Source organism: Vibrio sp. R15-SG3-ISO1A (assembly GCF_059833955.1).
Window position 1 is genome coordinate 130,750 of sequence record NZ_JCBDGH010000030.1, and the last position, 19,605, is coordinate 150,354.

17 protein-coding genes are annotated in these 19,605 nt (G+C 49.0%); 8 read left to right on the forward strand and 9 right to left on the reverse strand.

Going from position 1 to position 19,605, the window contains the following annotated elements:
- The first annotated feature begins 2 nt into the window (after nt 1-2).
- On the forward strand, nt 3-140 hold the full coding sequence (locus tag AC6R0L_RS03865) for a TIGR02808 family protein (protein WP_500628284.1): 138 nt from the start codon (nt 3-5) through the stop codon (nt 138-140).
- Nucleotides 141-244: 104 nt separating this feature from the next.
- Here the strand turns inward: AC6R0L_RS03865 and galE are convergent, their stop codons facing one another.
- Entirely contained in the window at nt 245-1,258 is a 1,014-nt protein-coding gene (gene galE, locus AC6R0L_RS03870) for a UDP-glucose 4-epimerase GalE (protein ID WP_500628285.1), read from the reverse strand.
- 61 nt (nt 1,259-1,319) lie between these two features.
- A complete protein-coding gene (locus AC6R0L_RS03875) occupies nt 1,320-3,293 on the reverse strand; it encodes a diguanylate cyclase (RefSeq protein WP_500628286.1) in 1,974 nt (657 codons plus the stop codon).
- A gap of 286 nt (nt 3,294-3,579) precedes the next feature.
- On the opposite strand from AC6R0L_RS03875, the gene AC6R0L_RS03880 reads away from it, so the two are divergent.
- Genes AC6R0L_RS03880 through AC6R0L_RS03890 form a run of 3 tightly spaced genes read left to right on the forward strand, consistent with a single transcriptional unit; the run spans nt 3,580 to nt 5,954 of the window.
- A complete protein-coding gene (locus tag AC6R0L_RS03880; RefSeq protein ID WP_500628287.1) occupies nt 3,580-4,317 on the forward strand; it encodes a 5-oxoprolinase subunit PxpA in 738 nt (245 codons plus the stop codon).
- Nucleotides 4,318-4,320: 3 nt separating this feature from the next.
- A complete protein-coding gene (locus tag AC6R0L_RS03885; protein WP_500628288.1) occupies nt 4,321-5,031 on the forward strand; it encodes a 5-oxoprolinase subunit B family protein in 711 nt (236 codons plus the stop codon).
- Nucleotides 5,028-5,954 carry a 5-oxoprolinase subunit C family protein gene (locus AC6R0L_RS03890; protein WP_500628289.1) on the forward strand — a complete coding sequence of 309 codons (927 nt, stop codon included), beginning with the start codon at nt 5,028-5,030 and terminating at the stop codon, nt 5,952-5,954. The genes AC6R0L_RS03885 and AC6R0L_RS03890 overlap by 4 nt, the downstream gene beginning before the upstream one ends.
- Before the next feature lie 127 nt (nt 5,955-6,081).
- Here the strand turns inward: AC6R0L_RS03890 and AC6R0L_RS03895 are convergent, their stop codons facing one another.
- The 3 genes from AC6R0L_RS03895 to AC6R0L_RS03905 form a co-directional block, all read right to left on the reverse strand.
- On the reverse strand, nt 6,082-7,548 hold the full coding sequence (locus AC6R0L_RS03895; RefSeq protein WP_500628290.1) for an FAD-dependent oxidoreductase: 1,467 nt from the start codon (nt 7,546-7,548) through the stop codon (nt 6,082-6,084).
- 267 nt (nt 7,549-7,815) lie between these two features.
- A complete protein-coding gene (locus AC6R0L_RS03900; protein ID WP_500628291.1) occupies nt 7,816-10,245 on the reverse strand; it encodes an ABC transporter permease in 2,430 nt (809 codons plus the stop codon).
- Between the two features lie 2 nt (nt 10,246-10,247).
- Nucleotides 10,248-10,922: an ABC transporter ATP-binding protein gene (locus AC6R0L_RS03905; protein ID WP_500628292.1), complete on the reverse strand. Its 675-nt coding sequence runs from the start codon at nt 10,920-10,922 to the stop codon at nt 10,248-10,250.
- Between AC6R0L_RS03905 and AC6R0L_RS03910 the strand changes: the two genes are divergently transcribed.
- From AC6R0L_RS03910 to AC6R0L_RS03920, 3 genes are all read left to right on the forward strand, one after another.
- Entirely contained in the window at nt 10,921-11,520 is a 600-nt protein-coding gene (locus AC6R0L_RS03910) for an arylesterase (RefSeq protein WP_500628293.1), read from the forward strand. The genes AC6R0L_RS03905 and AC6R0L_RS03910 overlap by 2 nt on opposite strands.
- Before the next feature lie 115 nt (nt 11,521-11,635).
- Nucleotides 11,636-12,838, forward strand: coding sequence for an enoyl-ACP reductase FabV (fabV, locus tag AC6R0L_RS03915; RefSeq protein ID WP_500628294.1), 1,203 nt, complete (start codon nt 11,636-11,638; stop codon nt 12,836-12,838).
- Nucleotides 12,839-12,984: 146 nt separating this feature from the next.
- Nucleotides 12,985-14,637, forward strand: coding sequence for a P-loop domain-containing protein (locus tag AC6R0L_RS03920; RefSeq protein WP_500628295.1), 1,653 nt, complete (start codon nt 12,985-12,987; stop codon nt 14,635-14,637).
- Nucleotides 14,638-14,720: 83 nt separating this feature from the next.
- Here the strand turns inward: AC6R0L_RS03920 and AC6R0L_RS03925 are convergent, their stop codons facing one another.
- Nucleotides 14,721-15,338, reverse strand: a complete 618-nt coding sequence (locus AC6R0L_RS03925) for a DNA-J related domain-containing protein (protein WP_334552201.1) — start codon at nt 15,336-15,338, stop codon at nt 14,721-14,723.
- 132 nt (nt 15,339-15,470) lie between these two features.
- Nucleotides 15,471-16,310 carry an isopenicillin N synthase family dioxygenase gene (locus tag AC6R0L_RS03930; protein ID WP_500625304.1) on the reverse strand — a complete coding sequence of 280 codons (840 nt, stop codon included), beginning with the start codon at nt 16,308-16,310 and terminating at the stop codon, nt 15,471-15,473.
- A 214-nt stretch (nt 16,311-16,524) separates the two neighbouring features.
- Between AC6R0L_RS03930 and AC6R0L_RS03935 the strand changes: the two genes are divergently transcribed.
- Nucleotides 16,525-17,136: a DUF2238 domain-containing protein gene (locus AC6R0L_RS03935; protein WP_500628296.1), complete on the forward strand. Its 612-nt coding sequence runs from the start codon at nt 16,525-16,527 to the stop codon at nt 17,134-17,136.
- Here AC6R0L_RS03935 and cutA read toward each other — a convergent pair.
- A complete protein-coding gene (gene cutA / locus AC6R0L_RS03940) occupies nt 17,100-17,414 on the reverse strand; it encodes a divalent-cation tolerance protein CutA (protein ID WP_500628297.1) in 315 nt (104 codons plus the stop codon). The genes AC6R0L_RS03935 and cutA overlap by 37 nt on opposite strands.
- Nucleotides 17,415-17,432: 18 nt before the next feature.
- Nucleotides 17,433-19,511, reverse strand: coding sequence for a DNA helicase IV (helD, locus tag AC6R0L_RS03945; protein ID WP_500628298.1), 2,079 nt, complete (start codon nt 19,509-19,511; stop codon nt 17,433-17,435).
- Between the last annotated feature and the right edge of the window lie 94 nt (nt 19,512-19,605).

Below are 19,605 nucleotides of genomic sequence, written 5' to 3' on the forward strand. Positions count from 1 at the left end.
GCATGAGTACATTAGAATCGATTATTTGGCACATCCTTGGCTACAGTGCGATGCCTGTTATTATCCTATCAGGCTTCATAGTGGTTTCGGTCATTTGTATTTGGTTACTCTCGTTGGGTAAAGATAAGCAAGCCCAGTAACCCAACAATATCGATACACGACGGTCAGTCGTTTATAAACCAGCGCAAAGAGCGACCGCTAGGGTCGCTCTTTTGTTAGATTTAAAATCAGCGATTGTGCTCAATTAATCTGGAAAACCATTCGGGTTATTTGACTGCCAGCGCCAGGTATCTTGCGTCATCTCATCCAAAGAACGTGTCGCACTCCAACCCAGCTCACGCTGCGCTTTTGAAGGATCGGCCCAACACTCGGCAATATCACCGGCGCGGCGCGGCGCAATTTGGTACGGGACAGGTTTGCCACTAGCCTTTTCAAACGCATGCACCATCTCCAACACACTATAGCCATTACCAGTGCCTAGGTTATAGATGTGCAATCCGGATGTCTGGCCCACTTTCTCTAACGCAGCCACGTGCCCATCTGACAAGTCCATCACGTGGATATAGTCGCGCACGCCCGTGCCATCTTTGGTCGGGTAATCATCACCAAACACAGATAAAAATTCACGGCGCCCTACGGCAACTTGGGAGACAAATGGCATTAGGTTATTTGGAATACCTTGCGGATCTTCGCCAAGCTCACCGGATGGGTGTGAACCAACGGGGTTGAAATAACGCAGTAAGGTGATACTCCAATCGGGATTGGCATTTTGAAAGTCGGTCAAACACTCTTCAACCATCAACTTGCTACGACCATAAGGATTGGTCGCACTGGTTGGGAAATCTTCGGTAATAGGCACACTCGCTGGATCTCCATAGACAGTCGCAGATGAAGAAAAAACTAAGGTCTTCACCCCTGCTTCGCGCATCGCATCGACCAATACAAGCGTACCGTTGACGTTGTTGTCAAAATATTCAAGTGGCTTTTCCACAGACTCACCGACCGCTTTAAGCCCGGCAAAGTGAATCACCGCATCGATGTTGTGCTCAACAAGCACTTGCTTCATCAAGGCTTTGTCGCGAATATCGCCTTGAATAAAGGTCGGAGTTTGACCTGAAACCTTCTCAATACGTTCAAGCACACTGCGCTTGCTGTTATACAAGTTGTCGACGATAACGGGCGTCATCCCTACGGCGATCATTTGCAAACACGTATGGCTGCCAATGTAGCCCATACCGCCTGTCACTAATACATTCATAACTCTAGCCTAATGTAAGTATTTCGTTGAATGGTAACAGAAAATCGCGCGCGAGATAACGCTAACTTGCCTCACTCATGATGACCTGCCCTTTGCCTTCCATTTTAGCTCGGTACATGGCTTTGTCGGCCGCTTTGAGGAATTGTTCGAGACTGGTACCCTGCGCACGTTGAGTGTAGTGAATACCAATACTCACACCGACCGATAGACGCTCACCGGCATAGTCGATTTCATTGCTGATTTCAGCCAGCAGCCGCTCTGCGAGGGCATGCGTACTGGGTTGATCGCAAGAAGTCATCAAGACCACAAACTCATCGCCCGATAGTCGAGCCACCAAATCTTGACTGCGCACATGCAACGATAGGCGGCGCGAGACTTCTTTAAGTACTGCATCGCCTGCATCGTGGCCGTAAGTGTCGTTTACTGCTTTAAATCCATCAAGATCGAGATACAAAAGTGCAATGCCCGTTTTGGATAGACGTTCATCGGTGAGCGTTTTACCTAGTACGCGATAAAGATGGGTGCGATTGGCAAGCCCGGTCAAACTGTCATGATTGACCATATACTCAAGCCGCTCCATCTCTTTGACTGAAGATAAGTCGACAATCACATAGACATAATCGAAGCGATGTTCACTGGCGCTGGTACGGTTTTTCGATGCTCGAACATAAAGCGGTACTCGGTGCCCAAGGGGATGAATCTCCCACACCTCACCTTGCCACTCACCTTGCTCTTCAATCGTGCGTTTTATCTGCGTCATGACGGTATCAAAATCCGCCCAACGGAATAGCTCACGATGGTGCTGACCAATTATATCGCTGCTATCTACTCCCAGTATCCGACGACTGGCCGGGTTGAGCATAGTGACCACGTCGCTATCATCGGTGACCACTAAGCCATCTTTACTGTTTTCAAAAATATTTGCCGCCATGCGTTGGCGGCTCATCGCCACTTCGACTTGGGTGATGTCCTCAATCGCGATTAGGCACTGGCCGGGTTTTGAAAGCGGCGTACCACTTACTTTTAAGAATCGGCGATCATGAAACAGATCTTCGAGGACGATATGGCGATCTTCAAACTCTAGATTGTTTTCGAGCGCGTGCTTTAATTCGGATTGCCCTTTACCTTGAATCAAATCTGTCAACTTACTGGCTTGTATAAATGCGCTGGTACAGCGGAATATCTCACACGTCATCGCATTAAAGTGGAGAACATCGCCATGCTGATTGACAACAATAAGCGCGTGTTTGACCGACTCGACCACCTCGTTGGCGAAGGATTTCTCTTGTTCTAATCTATCAAGTGTATGATTGACTTGTTGATCACGCAGTTTCAAACGTCTCAGCATAGTGCGAAAGGCACGGACTAAATCACCAACTTCATCGTTCGCTATGGTATCAATCTCAATACTGTTGGATTTGTGTTCAATATATCCCTGTATCGCAGCGCGCAAACTGATGACGGGGTTGAGAATGTACTTTTGTACGGTGTAAAACAAAATGGCGGTCGCAATGGTCAAAAAGACAATAAAGATCAGCGCATTATGTATGACTTGCTCTGAACTATCTTGAAACGATTTGGTGGAGATCGTCACTCTAAACTTGGCCACTTCATTACCGTTTGCATAGAGAGGAAAGAGCGCAAAAAGATAATCGTCGCTCACTGCCTGGCCCGTTTCTTTCAATGCAGCGAGCTGCTGCGCACTCGGCAAAGGCGCTGCGACACCATGTTGTTCATACATCGAAAACAGTTTGCCATCTAAGGTGTGCAGCTTAACGCGCACGATCTCTTTGTCTGCGGAAAACGACTGCAATATTTGCGTCGCTTGTTCAGTATGCCCACCCAAAATGGCCGAGTTTAACGGCGATGATAAACCAAGAGACAATACGTGAGCACGGTCGATAAGGTTGTCGGTTTGCGATTGGAGAGCAACATTGAGCGCATTGCCCTGAGTGAGAAGTAAAATCACCAATGAAAAAAGAATCAGTGGGACGATAAGCTTAGATTTCAACGATAGCGCGTTCAACGAGAGCATACGCGACTCCTCTCAACCCATCTTCTTTGGCGATTCTGAATACAAACGCCACTTCTATCGCCGCTGACCCTTTTCATATCACATTTGAGCGCTTCGCCCCTCACCCACTACCTAAAACACTATTTGCTACCTAAAACATTAACTGCTCTGTTTTCTTTTGATGCGGTTTGTGCATAAGCTTAGCAACACGATAGGAACACGCTCAGTGACGCCGTTCAAAATTTGAACGCAACTCCGATTGTTTGTACGATAAATCTCACTAATGAGCATAAAGGGACGTAAATGCATGGCAAAACGCGCAATCTTGTTGAATTGTGATATGGGCGAAAGCTTTGGTGCTTGGTCGATGGGCAATGACACCTTGGTGATGCCCCACGTAGACATGGCCAATATCGCCTGCGGCTACCACGCTTCTGACCCAACTATTATGTCACAGACTGTCGCGCTCGCGGTTCGCCATAACGTCAAGATCGGCGCCCATCCCAGTTACCCAGACTTACAAGGATTTGGACGCCGAAGCCTTGCCATGAGCCCAGAAGAAGTCACTGCGATGATCATCTATCAAGTTGGCGCGCTTAAAGCGCTTTGTGAAGCGCACAACACTGAACTCAGTTATGTCAAACCACATGGCGCGCTTTATAATGACATGCTTAAGGACTTATCGCTGTTCGATGCGGTCGCTGATGCCGTCTCTTGTTTCAATGTCCCTTTAATGACGCTCGCCGTGCTCGATAACCAGCCTCTACTTGATATTGCCGACCGGTATGAGCTGCCTTTGCTGTTTGAAGCGTTTGCTGACAGGCGCTATCTCGCCAATGGAACTCTGGCACCAAGAACACAGCCCGATGCGGTCATCACCAACGCCGAAGATATCATTAGCCAAGTTCGCCAAATCACCCAATATGGCAAAGTGCGCACCATAGAGGGCTGCGCGATTGATATTGAGGCGGATACCTTATGCGTACACGGCGATAATCTGGCGGCCATCGATATTATCAAGCAAATCCGCACCAGCATGGAGTAACAGATGACGATCACCTATACCATCGATCCCGTTGCCGAGTGCAGTATTTTAGTCACCTTTGACGCGGCCCCTTCGCCAGAGCTGTCGAGTATAATCCAGCACTGTGGCGAAAACGTTCAGTCTCAGTTAGCGCAATGGCTGATGAACGTCACCCCCTCGCACATCACCCTGTTGATTGACTATTTACCTCACCGAATCTCCATTTTCGATTTTATCCCACGCGTCGAACGCATCTTGGACATCACCATAGCCAGCCCGCCAGTAAGCCATAGCGCAGAGATCATTGAATTACCCGTCTACTATCATCCGGATGTAGGGCCAGACTTAGCGATCTATTTCGAGCAAGGTATGACATTGGACGAGGTAATCGAACTGCACACCCAAGAGTGTTACAGTGTCACTGCAATCGGCTTTGCGCCTGGGTTTGCGTTTATGAGTCAAGTCACGCCTCAATTACAACTGCCACGTCAAAGTACGCCGCGCGTCAATGTTCCCAAAGGCAGCGTAGCGATTGCCAATCATCATACTGCGGTTTATCCGAGTGATTCACCGGGTGGGTGGAACATCATTGGACGCTGCCCATTAGCGCTGTTCACACCCGATGAAGCGCAGATGCTGCCGTACAGTGTTGGCTCTCAAGTGCGCTTTAAGGCCGTCGATCGAGACCAGTTTCTTCAACTCGGTGGGTCGTTGGATGGGGAGTTTGCCTTATGAAGTCTTACGTTGAAGTCATCAAACCTGGACAACTGAGCCTCATCCAAGATTTTGGTCGATTTGGCTTGGCGCATTTGGGCATTACCCAAGGCGGTCCCTTGGATGATTACGCCTACAGTTGGGCGAATCATTTGCTCGATAACCCGGTCAATTGCCCAACCATTGAAATTACCTTGGGACAAGCGGAATTTCGTTTCAATGGTCACTGCAACCTCGCCATTGCAGGTGGGGATCTCAATGCTAAACTCGACGGTCAGCGCATAGATAACTGGTCAACATTTGTCGCCCGTAAAGGGCAAACGTTGAGCTTTGGTCTTCCGGCCAACGGGCTAAGAAGCTACCTTGCCATTAAAGGGGGCTTTGATGTGTCACCAGTATTGGGCAGTGTGTCCACCGTCACCCGTGAAGCGCTCGGCGGCTTAGAGCAAGGCCGCGCACTTAAAGCCGGGGATCAACTGGCGTTTACTTACCACCCATTATCCCGCCAAAGCACACAGATTTCATTTCGCTACCGCCCTGATTACAACCTCCCCATTCGTGTGCGCGTAATTGAGGGATATCAAAGTGAGCAGTTTTCTCCAGACGCGATCGGTGCCTTTTACAGCCGACGTTTTGAGGTAAGCCAGAACATCAATCGAATGGGGTATCGCCTGCGCGGGAACACAATTACGCCACCGGATTCGGAACTGTTGAGCGAAGGAATTGCGTTAGGCGCAATACAAGTACCCAAAAGTGGCGACCCGATTATTTTGCTCAGTGACAAGCAAACGATCGGCGGTTATCCCAAATTAGGCTGTGTGGCCCGTATTGACCTGCCACGTATCGCTCAAGCTCGGCCGGGCCAAACCGTGACGTTTGAAAAGGGCGACTTACTCGGCTTACAAGATGTCTGGTGTCAGTGGGCGCGCTTCTTCGGCTACTAATTCATTTCCATCACTTTTGTTGTATTAACTAAGCTTAGTTGCGGCCATGCCGGCGGCGAAATAACAACAAGGCGCCGTTTTGGCGCCTTGATATATCATTCGATAACACGGTGTTGTGACGACAGCTTTACTGGGACTCACCATAGACTTGCGCCAACTCTGCAGGGTAGCCACGCTCAATCGCGATGCGTTTCGCTTCTTGTTCAACGTCGCTCGCCACCAAGCGGGTACACACCGGATGAAGAGCCTCAATGGAGGCTCCCCGGTAATCATACAAGCCCCATTGAGTCACCACTTTTCTTGCTGCTTCAAGCGCAGATGAACCTTTGACCACTTCGATGCGTGCATAGTGATTGGCTTCAAACGAAACGTCTGCGGCTCTTAACGAGTCATCTCGTCCTGGTATTTGCTGCGCGCCAAACAAAGGCAGCGCATAGTAATCCGCCGAATGGTAGTCAGGCACGTACTGACCGATGTGTCGCACGGCACGCAGGCTGCGCTCTTTGGCGACGGACTCGTCCCAGCCTTGATTCAACGTTTTGATTAGGGGCGCCGGTAACTGGGGCTGAGAAGAGCGGTCATCGGAGGCAACCAACCCCTCATCAAACAAGGTAATCTCTTTCGTCATACCGTGCAGTTGAAACACTTTATTTGCATACGGGGTCAGTTGCGCCATACCTGCTGGCGTCCCCCGTTGACCATGGAAAATGACCTCTGGCCATACCTGATCACACTGTGCCCATCGCGTAACATAAGCGGCTTTAAACTCCACCAAACGCTGACGTTTCTTTTGAGCCAGATCGTCAATCGTACCGGTTTGATAACCACAGGCGTTGATAACGTATTGAGTGTGAAGTTCGTGCAGTCGGTTATTATCATCGCGATAACGAATCAGCCAGCCGTTCCCACTCTCTTCAAGATCATTGACTTCACAAGAGGTGAGCAATTGGCAATTTGGATGTGCAGCGAGTGTGAGTTTTGCGCTCGCGGCCAAACGAAAAACACTCCAACCGTGCTCTTGCACTGCAACCACAGGGTACTTTAGCGCATCGAGATCGGCATGCTGAGCAAAAGGAATCACCCAATCTTCAACACTTGTTGGTACCTCAGGTTGAGTGCGCGTCGCCAGTGCTTGCAATTCCTCTTTTGAAAAACAGCGATAATAATCTTGTGGTGCGCCCAGCACTTGATTGGCGGGGTCTCGGTCCACTAAGGTCTGGTAGCAATCACGGATGGTTTGCAGGCGAGATTCGACCTCATCGACACTGCCGGGATCGGTAATAGGAACAGCAATCAGAGTTGGGCGACGATTGATGGTTTGAGGGTAAAGACGCACCGTTTCAATCGACTGTTCAAGCAATTCAATACATTGCTCCGTCGAGATTTCCCGGTACAAATTACCACCAGCATGGAGATGGCAAATCGGCGGTCCACTGACAAGGCTCGCGCCTCGCTCAATGAGGGTAACTTTTTGCCCAAGTTCGGATAAATGGACAGCGGCCGTGGCGCCGGCAACGCCCCCACCAATAATGACGATGGACGTTGAACTTGGCTGTGTGTTGATCTGTGACATCTGCGCGGCTAGTTGTTTCATTTCTCGGTTATTTTACTCTTAAAAAACGGTGATAAAAATCACTTTTTTTGCAAGGGATATGAATGACATTTTCATCATAAAAAGTTGAAAAAAATGCTTGACTGAAAAATTGGAACTCATAGAAAAATCGATTCTGTGAATAACAACTTTGCTGCATGCTTGAACTTTCCTAGCGTTGCGCGATTTAGTGAGTTATCTACAGGTCAAGTTATCCCAAACCTTATCCACCGTTTTTGTGGATAACTGAATAACTTGACCCGAACAGCGTCAGCTAAACTCTTTATTTATAGGGGCTAACAGTTTTTTAATCATACTGAAAACAACCAACGCCAGTGTGCAAAACGTGATGATTGGCATGGTTAACCACAACAAATAATGCAAGCTTGGGGTGAGATCAAAACCGAAGTAAATGATCCCACCAACTACGGCTTCTGCCCCCAGTGCGGCAATCAAACCAGCAATCAATGCCATCAAGCCATATTCTGCCCAAATGGTGCGCGTGACCCGTTTTCGACTCGCACCTAACGTTCGGTAGAGCTGCATCTCTGATTTACGTTGTGACAGACTTAGCCTCAGCAACGTAAAGATCAAAAGTAACCCTGCCAAGACGCCAAGTGCCGCCAATAAGGTAATCGACCAAACGATTTGCTCAAGCAGCGATTGGATTTTCTCACCCATTTGACGAATATCCATCAAGCTAACCGTTGGGTGCGCCTTTGACAGAGTATTGAGCAACCCGTCATGTTGGTCGTCGACGCGAAAGCTGACCAAAAACGTCGCTGGGATTTGCTCTAGCACATCCGGCGTAAAAATGAAGTAAAAATTAGGCTTCATATCACGCCATTCTACGGCACGCACGGAATTCACCATCGCAATTATCGTTTGGCCGTTAATCACAAACTCAAGCTCATCACCAATCGCTAGACCCAAATCGCTAGCGACATCCGACTCAATGGACACGCCGCCCTTTTCAGTCCACTCACCCTCAAGCAACTCGTTGTGTGCAGGAATCCCCTCGGCGTAGGTAAAATTGAGCTCACGACGCAGTGCGTCGTTGCCTTCTCCGCCATCAGAGGCTTCTTTCGCATCTTGCCCATTAATTTTCGTCAAGCGGCCCCGAATGATGGGATAATCGTCGGAACGAGTGATCCCATTTTGGTCCAACACCTCTAAATAGGCCTCTCTTTCGTAAGGTGCAATATTCAGAGCGAAGGCATTCGGCGCATCTGGCGGAATAGTACGTTGCCAATCAGAGAGTAGATCAGTGCGAACGAGCCACATCACGGCCAGCAGCATCAAAGAAAGCCCAAGAGCGCCAAATTGCAAACCGGTTGCCGTCATTGAGCGGTTGATGCGCGAGAGCGCCAATTTGAATGACGTACTCAGTGGCATTTTGGCTAACTGCTTGGTGACAAGCAGACTCACCGCGCCGAGCAGCACAAACAGCAGCACCATCCCCAGCATGACAATCCAAACCAACATGTTGTCGTAGTATGCCGCAAGCATCGGCACGACAGGCACCAGTATCAACCACTTTGACTTATGGCCCGCGTCGCTTGCTTGGGGTTGCATCACATTGACCGCACTGACACTCACTAATCGATGCAGAGGAATCCCAAGGGCAGGTACGGCGATACACACGCTGCTGGCAAGCGCGACCAGCGCAGGCGTCAAGCCATAGCTCGGGAGTGGATTCGGCAGCAAGTCAACCAGAGGAATGCGGAGTAACACTTCTAACCCGACACCGATCAGTAAGCCAAGCACGCTCGCTGTCAGTAGCAGTATCGCGACCTGAATAGAAAGCCAGCGGACAATCCACTGCTTTGTGGCGCCAAGGCTTTTCAACATGGCAATGGTCTTGGTGCGAGTAGAGACGTAGTGCTGACAGGTCAGTACCAATGTAGTTGCGGCCATAATGACCACAATCGCGACGCTGAGAGACAAATATTGCTGAGTGCGCTGGAAAACATCGTTGGTACGACTGGCACTGTTTTGATCTCGCCAACGTTCACTTGGGGTCAGTTCAATGCGGCTTTTTAGCGTCTCTATGCTGGTGTCGTCGCCATTCAAAAATAGGTTGTAGCGCACGCGACTGCCGAGCTGAATAGCGCCTGTCTTATCGATGTCATCCATGTGGATAAAGACCGACGGCATTTGCTGAAATGGATTAAAGCTAAGCCCTGGCTCTTCTAATACCCGTCCTGTAACGGTAAAATCGGCATCACCAATAGTGACCGCGTCACCAATGGTGACCTCTAACTGGGCAAACAGACGCTCGTCTAGCCACAGCTCACCTGGCGCTACTCGTGCTTTTTCCCCTTGACCATCACTTAAGCGAAAATCACCTTGCAGCGGATAGTTCGACTCTACCGCCTTAACGGTGATCAGTTTCATCTGCGCGTCACTAAACGCCATGGTGGCAAAGCGAGTTTGACGCGCAGTGTCCATATTCAATGCCGCGGCGTTTTGTAGCAATGTTTCGGGCAGAGGATTCGAGCTACTGAACTGCACATCCGCCGTTAACGCTTGCTTACCCTGTTTGACGATGACCTGCTCCATGCGGTTCGCTAAAGCGGTTAAGGCAAAGATGCAGGCGATAATTAACGTCAGCGCGGCGGCAATCGGCCAGAGCTGGCCTTGACGAATTTCACTGACACTCCAGCGCACTAGACGCGAGTTTAAACGAGAGTGTGCCATCCCTACTCTCCTTTGATCTGACCAGCCGACATGACTATGGTGCGATCGCACATACGTGCTAGCTCGCTGTCATGGGTCACCAGCACTAAGGTCGTCCCGTGCTGTTTATTGAGTTCAAACAACAGCTCGATCACTTTCGCTGCGGTGTGTTCATCCAGATTTCCAGTCGGTTCATCGGCGAAGAGGATTTTCGGTTCAATCATGAAAGCGCGCGCCAAAGCAACACGCTGCTGTTCACCCCCTGACAGCTGAGAGGGAGAGTGATGCATTCGATGCTCAAGCCCTACCGACGTTAACAACATTTTTGCGCGCTCAATGTTTTCGTCTTCGCCTTTCAGTAAGCATGGCAAGGTAACGTTCTCTAACGCGCTCAAACTCGGTATCAGCAAAAAGCTCTGAAAAACAAACCCAACCGATTCACTGCGTATTTTCGCCCTTTGCTCATCATCCAGCTCTGATAAAGTTTTACCTAGCAGCTGGATTGCGCCTTTTGTTGGGGTGTCGAGACCGGCTAACAACGTCATCAAGGTGGACTTACCCGCACCGGATGTGCCAACGATCGCCACACTCTCTCCGGCATAGATTTCAAGATTTACCTCTTCAAGGATTGTTAATTGCTCCTGTTTAGTGGAGACTATTTTTGATAATGACGTTGCTTGAATGATGGATGTTTGCATGATTCGTTTACTTTCCTTGGTCTTTTTTCTCGTTTTTGTTCAACCCGCATATAGCGCTAAGCTATTGGTTTTAGGAGATAGCCTGAGTGCAGGTTATCAAATGTCGATTGAAGAAGCATGGCCTACCTTGTTACCTAATGTAATGAAAACCAAAGGCCATGATCTTGCGGTCATTAATGGCAGTATCTCTGGAGATACCTCAGGTAACGGCCTCAGCCGCCTGCCTAGCCTGCTAAGTGAGCATCAGCCGGATTACGTATTAATCGAGCTTGGCGCTAACGATGGCTTGCGCGGATTTCCACCTAACGTGGTCGAAAACAACCTCTCGGCTATCATCGAACAAGTCAAACAACAAGGGGCAACGCCGCTTTTAATGCAAATCCATGTATTGCCCAATTACGGCAAGCGTTATACGCAAGCGTTTTCCGCCGTTTATCCTAAAGTGGCAGATGCACACAATGTGCCACTGCTGCCTTTCTTTCTTGAAGGCGTCATCACAGAGCCTCAATGGATGATGAACGACGGACTGCATCCTAAACCTGAAGCCCAACCTTGGATCGCTGATTTTGTCGCCAACGAGCTGGTAAAATTTCTGTAAACTAAAATTTCTGTAAATACCGATAGATAATCACTTGTCATTGGTCTGGCTCAATAAACTTTACCTATTTTTACGCTAGGTTAATCAGACAACGTCCGTTTCTAAGGAAAGTTTCATGATAATTGAACCAGTAATACAAGGTGTGGTAGCTCGCAGTGCGCATCCTTACGGCTGTGAACAAGCTCTCCTCCGTCAAATCCAATACGTACAACAAGCAGAGCCGATCAAAAACGGACCAAAACGTGTGCTAATCATTGGTGGCTCTTCAGGGTTTGGTTTGGCATCGCGTATCGCTCTGACATTTGGCGGGGCTCAAGCCGATACCATCAGCGTCTCCTTTGAACGTGGCCCAAGTGAAAAAGGCGTAGGCAGCGCAGGTTACTTCAATGACTACTTCTTCAAACAGCATGCTGAAAAGGCAGGACGAATCGCGGTAAATATTCATGGCGATGCGTTCTCTTCAGCGATCAAGAACGAAGTCGTTGAAGCGATAGAAACCTATTTTGAAGGGGAAGTCGATTTAATAGTCTACAGTGTCGCCAGCGGCCTGCGGCCTAACCCTGACACCGGTGAAGTGTGGCGCTCAGCCATTAAGCCAATGTTTGAACCGATTACCGGTGCAACGATCGATCTCGAGCACGATGCGTGGATCAACACCCGATTAGAGCCCGCAACGGAAGAAGAAGCGCATCATACACAAAAAGTGATGGGCGGCGAGGATTGGGAAGCCTGGGTGGATACCTTAATCAACTCAGAATCGATTGCCCAAGGTTGTCAAACGCTTGCTTTTTCTTACATCGGGCCTGAGATCACCCACCCTATCTATCTTGATGGCACCCTTGGAAGAGCCAAAGTCGATTTGCATCAGACTAGCCATTCATTAAATTTGAAATTAGCCAATTTCGATGGCGGCGCATTCGCTTGTGTGTGCAAGGCACTGGTCACTAAGGCAAGTGTGTTTATCCCTGGCTTAACGCCTTACCTTTTGGCGCTCTACAAAGTGATGAAAGCGCAAGGCGTGCACGAAGGGTGCATCGAGCAAATGCAACGGCTCTATGCAAGCAAGCTCTACAATCAAGCAAAAGTAGAGGTTGATGGGGAACGGTTGATACGTATTGACGATCTAGAATTGGCCAAGCCCGTTCAGGATGAGGTGGCGCTCCTACTCAAAGAGATGAACCAAGATAACTTCAAACAGCTTGGTGACTATCAAGGCTACAAGCAGGAGTTTCTCAATTTGAATGGTTTTGGATTTGATGCCATTGATTATCACGCTGATGTCGATTTAGCCCCATTTATCGAAAAAAAAGAGGCGTAACTTCCCCTACTCGCCGTGCCTTCCTCGCGCGGCGAGTGCGCTATGCTCCACTGACCTCACGCACCTTATTCGTCGGTAGTTTACCTTTACTCTGCGCCGACAGGTTTCTATAATCCACGCTTTCAAAATTCTATAGTGAGCCAGTCATGGATCAGTTAACCGCCACCCTTAAAAAAATCGAAAAGCAGAACTATCGCGCTTATCAGCAAATCAAAGGTCAATACGACTTTGGCGATTACACCTTTCACATCGACTACGTTCAAGCCGACCCACATGCGTCAGCATCACGAGTGCGCGCACTCCGCCCTTGGTCGTTGACCGGCTTAGACTGGCTACGTGAGCAATCTGCTGTCTATCAAATTGCGGCACGCGACTTTATCGCCCGCACCTTTGCTCAACTGGCAAAACAAGAAAACCTCATCAGCATCGCCCTAACGGGTCAAACTGTGATGGATTCCACTGCGGTGATGTTTACTGACGAAGGCATAGAGCTGCGTTTTCGGGTTAATTTACCCGCAGAAGGACGCAGTGTCCTTGGAAAAAAAGCGCTTAACCTCCTCACCTTTCACCTACCTAAATTTATCCGTCGTGCCACGATTGAGCGCGAGTTAGATAAAGCCGCTCTGATTGCACATTGCCAAGGTGTGGAAGATCAACAAGCGATTCGAGATCAACTGGATGAACGTGGCTTAGTCGCCTTTATTGGTAATGGCGCCGTGCTGCCGCGTTTGGCCGGTAACTCTGACTTGCCAATGAAAGAAGCGGTCGCGTTTGTCTCGCCGCCGTCGCTTGAAGTGACGTTCCATACCCCTCATCACGGTGCGGTGTCAGGTATGGGCATTCCGGCTGGCATTACATTGATCGTTGGTGGCGGCTTTCACGGCAAATCGACGCTACTGAGCGCTATCGAACGCTCTATTTACAACCACATTGCCGGCGATGGCAGAGAATGGGTCGTCACCAGCAGCGAAGTGATGAAAATCCGCGCCGAAGACGGGCGCTGCGTGCATGACTTGAACCTGTCAAACTACATCAACCACTTACCGATGGGCAAAGATACGGCTCATTTCTCAACCCAAGACGCGTCCGGTTCGACCTCTCAAGCAGCATGGTTACAAGAATCTATTGAATCTGGCGTTAAAGCGATGCTGATTGATGAAGATACCTCAGCCACCAACTTCATGATTCGTGACGAGCGCATGCAGGCTTTGGTCGCAAAAGGTGACGAACCGATCACGCCCTTGGTCGATCGCATTGGCCAGTTACGTGATGAATTGGACATCTCAACCATCGTTGTTATGGGGGGCTCAGGCGATTACCTAGATGTGGCGGATACCGTGATTCAAATGCACGATTACCAAGCCATCGACGTGACCGAAAAAGCGAAACTTGTTACGCAAGAGCACCCAACCACGCGTCAAAATGAAGCCGAATCAGCGCTCGCTACTTTCCGTCCTCGTAAATTGAATTGCTCTGCTTTGCAAGCGGTATTGGCAGACGGCAAGTTTCGCGTTGCGGCGAAAGGCGTCGATTCACTGCGTTTTGGCAAAGAGTTTACCGATCTTTCGGCTCTTGAGCAGTTGGAATCGAGCTCAGAAGTGAACGCGATTGGCTGGTTGTGGTTTCAGTTGGCTCAGCGTCCTGGTTGGTCTGCCAACCCTGCTAAAGACGTGGCACAAATGCTCAATGACCAGTGGCATCACACTATGCCCAATCAAGGTGACCTTGCCAAACCGCGAGTGTTGGACGTCATGGCCGCGCTCAACCGCATGCGCAAATCGCAGTTTAAAGGTCAATAAAACGTTGAATATGTGACACGGTCACAATATGGACAGCAGCCGCTTGGTTTGCTGTCCACGGTTTGGCTGCTTAGAATCCCTTTTTACTGGCGAAGTACATTCCACGCTTCACACAGTACTCGGAATCGTTCGCTGTTGCCATTCTCTCTATCAGGGTGCCACTTCAGCGCCAACTTACGCCACGTTTTTCGTATCTCTGTCTGTGTCGCCTCTTGAGGCAGTTCAAATAGTGACAGTGCTTTGCGGCGGTCCATATCTTCATGATGATTGCCCCCAAGAAACCTCTGATAGCGACTCCAAAATTCATTCAGCAGACGCTTCACTTCGCCCTCTTCTGCTTCATAATTGGACCACTGGGTGTAGTAATCTCGCAAAGGATCATCGGTATCAATCGCAAAACCATGACTTTGTAGCGTCGGTAAAAGCACAATATTCATCGCCTGGACTTGCAGCCAATTATCTGGGTAAAGCGTCTCTTGCAGTTGGTACAGGGCGTTCATCATCAAGAAATTGCGTTTAAAGAGATCTTTTTCTGGCAAAGGATCCAACTCAGGCATATAACCGAGTTCACCAAGATGAGCCGCTAAGGTGTGTACCTTCCACCCCGACGGCTTTTTGCGTAGCACTTCGAGGATTGGCCAAAGCAGAGGGTTTTCCATGTATTGCTGAAACGACGTCGCGAGTGCTTGCTGATTACCCATAGGATCCTTCACCGTTTTTCTTTTACTTAAATGGATCCTCAACCATTTGTCGAGTAAAACAGACAACAACTGTTATTCTGTGCGAAAAAAAGAGCCACCAAAGGCGACTCTATTCTCATCCGCTTGATAGGGTTAGATAACCCCTAACTCACGTAGGCGTTCCATCAAGTAGCTGTCGGCGGTGTAACGCTCTGACAGCACGACCTCAGGTTTGGGGTGCAAAAAGAGCGGCAGTGAAATGCGTGAGTGCTCTTGGCGAGCACCGGTTGGATTGATCACGCGATGCGTGGTCGATGGGAAATAGCCACCGGATGCTTCTTGTAACATATCACCAATATTGATGATGAGGTTGCCAAAATCGCAAGGCACATCGATCCACTCACCCTCTTTACTTTTCACTTGCAAGCCCGGTTCGTTGGCGGCGGGCAATACGGTCAACAAGTTAATGTCTTCATGGGCCGCTGCGCGAATGGCGCCAGGCTCTTCATCGCCCGTCATTGGGGGGTAATGCAGAATGCGTAGCAAGGTTTTCTGGCTACCATTGATCATCTCAGAAAGCGCAATCGAGAATTTCTCCTGTACCTCTTTCGGCGCATGAGCTTCAACCCAGCCGAGCAGCTCTTGGGCAAATCTGTCTGCACGCTGGTAGTAATCAAGAATTTGCGCTTTGAGCTCCTCCGGAATCTGCCCCCAAGGATAGACGTGAAAATACTCTTTAATGTCTTTTACTGTATGGCCTTTCGCGACCTCTGAGACACTAGGCGGGAAATAACCATCTTGCGTTTCGACGTTAAAGTGGAAATCATTTTTGCGCTCTGAGGTAAAAAATTGGTACCAATTCTCGTAAATTGACTCGACCAACTCTTGCGGAATTGGGTGGTTTTTTAACACACCAAAGCCGGTCTCTCTCAGGGATTGAACAAATTGCTCTGCGGCATCGTCAGCAAGGTAATCGACGGTATCCAGTTTCATGCTTTCTTTACTCGTTATTAGAATTTGACTCGATTCTATGTGCCTCCTAGAGGTAAATCAAATGTTGACTCCAGGTAACGTAAGTGTTTGCACGAAGAGTGTGCAGCACAGCGGAATTTCAACATAAAGCGAGATCGGCATAGTGAAAGTTACAATTGAACAGTGTTTTATTTAATGGTAAAACAGTAGCATATCAATCAAACCGTAAGCGACTATGCGTACAACACACCTAAAAACCCTGAAGTTTCTCACTGCAATCTACAGTGCAGTGTTTCTATTTTCTGTTGTTAACCCAAGTTCAATTCATGTTTGGTTGGCTGAAATTGTGCCTGCCGTGGCGATACTGGCGATTATTTGGTGGTTATCCCAGCGCTACGTGTTTAGCCATACGGCCTACATTCTGATGTTCGTCTGGCTGGTATTACACACGATTGGTGCAAAATATACGTTTGCTGAGGTCCCCTTTGACTGGTTCAACCAACTCATTGGCTCTGAGAGAAATCACTTTGACCGCGTTGCCCATTTCTCTATCGGCCTTTACGCCTATCCGATAGCGGAATACCTGATGAGAAAACGCAAGCTACCGTGGGGGCTGTCTGCGTGTTTTGCCCTATTCTCAATGATGTCGCTGGCAGCGGGCTATGAAATCATTGAGTGGTGGTACGCTGAATTGGCGGGTGGCGATGAGGGCATCGCCTTTCTCGGTTCCCAAGGTGATATATGGGATGCGCAAAAAGACATGCTGATGGACACCTTGGGCGCGTTAAGCGCACTCGCTCTGATGACCGTTCAACGACGAGTGTTTGCCTCAAGCCAACTGAGATAAGGGTTGAAACCATCGACAATGGGCACTTGCACGACTTGCGGGGTGTCGTAATCGTGCAACTCCACCACCTTTTGTTCGACTTCAACGTAGTTGCTCTGAGTCGTTTTGATCACCAGTAAGGTTTCGTTGTCACGACACACTTGCTCTTGCCAGACATAGTAACTCTCAATGGGCATGGTTTGAATACAAGCGGCAAGCCTTTCTTTAAGTAACGCATCTATGATTCGCTCAGTAAGCGCTTGACTGTTGGTGGTGGTGAGCGCAATACAAAATTCCATCGGCCACTCCTCGCGGTGCTATTTCACAATACTGACCGGGTAATCCTCTTCAAGCAGCTCTTTTACAAAACTCGAACCGCTGCCGTTGAAGGTTACCCAAACCTTTTTCTTTGCGCGTGTAAGCGCGACGTAGAACAGTCTCCGTTCTTCTGCAAACGGGTAGCTTTCTTGTGATTGTGTCAAGGCGCCATCCAAATGGAGCGCTTTAACTCGAGCTGGAAACTGCCCTTCATCCACATTTAATATAATCACAAAGTCGGCTTCACGTCCTTTGCTCGCGTGACATGTCATAAATTCTATCGACAATTGTCGAAACCGTTTCTGCCAATCGTCGAGCAGTTCAGGGCGATGATAGTGATTTCGGGCGAGTAACATCACTTGGGTTGTTTGCTTGGCGTTACGATCCAGTTGATCAAGGATTTTTTCCACTTGACCTGCAGGTGCCAGTGTCACCGCTTTGCTCTTTTGTTGTTTGTGGCTATTGAGTGATTTTTGCAACTGCTGTGGATTTTGCTGCACAAATCGATTGGCAACCGCGCCCAACTGATTGTTAAAACGGTAAGTGGTGTCGAGATAGTGAATGGTCGCATGTTGGAAGCGTTCACTAAACCCCGTCGTCAACGAAACATCAGATCCAGCAAATTGATAGATGGATTGCCAATCGTCGCCAACGGCAAATAACGCGCAGCCATCTTCCTCTTCATGGGGTTCAACTTGCGTACACAGCGCTTCAATCAAAGCAAGACGTGCGGGAGAGACATCCTGATACTCATCCACCATGATGTATTTCCAAGGCGCGCGGAATTTGCCCTTCTTCACATAGTCGACGGCTCTTGAAATCATAATATTGAAGTCAACTTGCTGCTGCTCTTTCAGCATCTGCTGCCAAGCTTGATAACAAGGCCACACCAAAGAGAGTTCGCTATTTAAACGAGTGTAGTCAGGGTGCTCAACCAATCGCTGCTGCAGCTCTTTCTTCGATACACCCATTGCAGCCAATTGACTCAACTGTTTCTCTAGCCATGCGATGAGTTTAGGGTTTTCAACATGACTGCCTAACTCATCATCCCCGGCCAAATAGGCGATGGGCCACTTGACCAAATGTTTTTGCCAACGCTTAAAGTTGGTCGGCGTCATCCAGTGCTTTTTCAACCAGTCGACACACCATCCGTGACGCAACTTATCGTCCACCGCAACGGGACAAATCTCAACGCGACGGGATTCAACATCATTTAATATTTTCAGTCCTAGACTATGAAATGTGCTGACTTCCACCCCTTCAGCGCTGAGACCAATTTTACTCTCAAGGCGCTGTTTCATTTCGCTCGCGGCGTCTTTACCAAACGCCAGCATTAAAATCTGATCGGCTTGCGCCAAATGACTTTGCAGCAAGTAGGCCACTCGCGCCGTCAATACACTGGTTTTACCCGAACCCGCGCCGGCTAAAATCAGGTTATTGTCATCATTGAGTAGCACCGCTCGGCGTTGAGAGAGGTTAAGCGGCGAGGACTCGATGCGTGAAAACAGTACCTCCCAATTCCCAAGTTCGGTTTCCATCCATTGATGATTGCGCGCTTGGAGTGACGTTTGTGTCTCTTCAATCCACGGTAGCAGTGGCGCTAAGCGCTTTGGCATCCGCAACTCAGCTTCTTCAAGTGTCATGCGCATGCAAGCTAAATCGTCCATCACTTTCGTATTCCACGCAGCTAACATCGACTGCCTTAAGAACGTAGGTCGACGCAATTGACGATCGATTGCCTCTTCCCACTCTGGCACATACTGGTTGAGCTGCTGGCACTGAGTGGCGTGCCACTGCTCATAACTGGCCACCGCGTGCAGCGCGAATTGCCGACACGCTTTAGGGCTAAGGCCCTGAACAATCCAACGACGCTCTTTACCGCCATCAATGTGGCTGTAAAACTCAAGCCCACTCCATACAATCCCCGTTTTGACTTTGACTCGCCCATCCCAAACACGAAAAGGCACCCGTGTTTCTTTCGTTTCGGATCGTAGAATCAACTCCTGCTCGCCCAGTTCGACGTGGTGGTATTCGTTTTGAGTAAAAAATGTAGCGGATGGGGATGCACTTAACTGCATGTCACAAGGTTCCTTGGCGTCAGTAATCAACTCGCAAACTCTAAACGTTAATGCGATGCCCCTACTTTTCAGAACCTTGCTACATAAGTCAAGG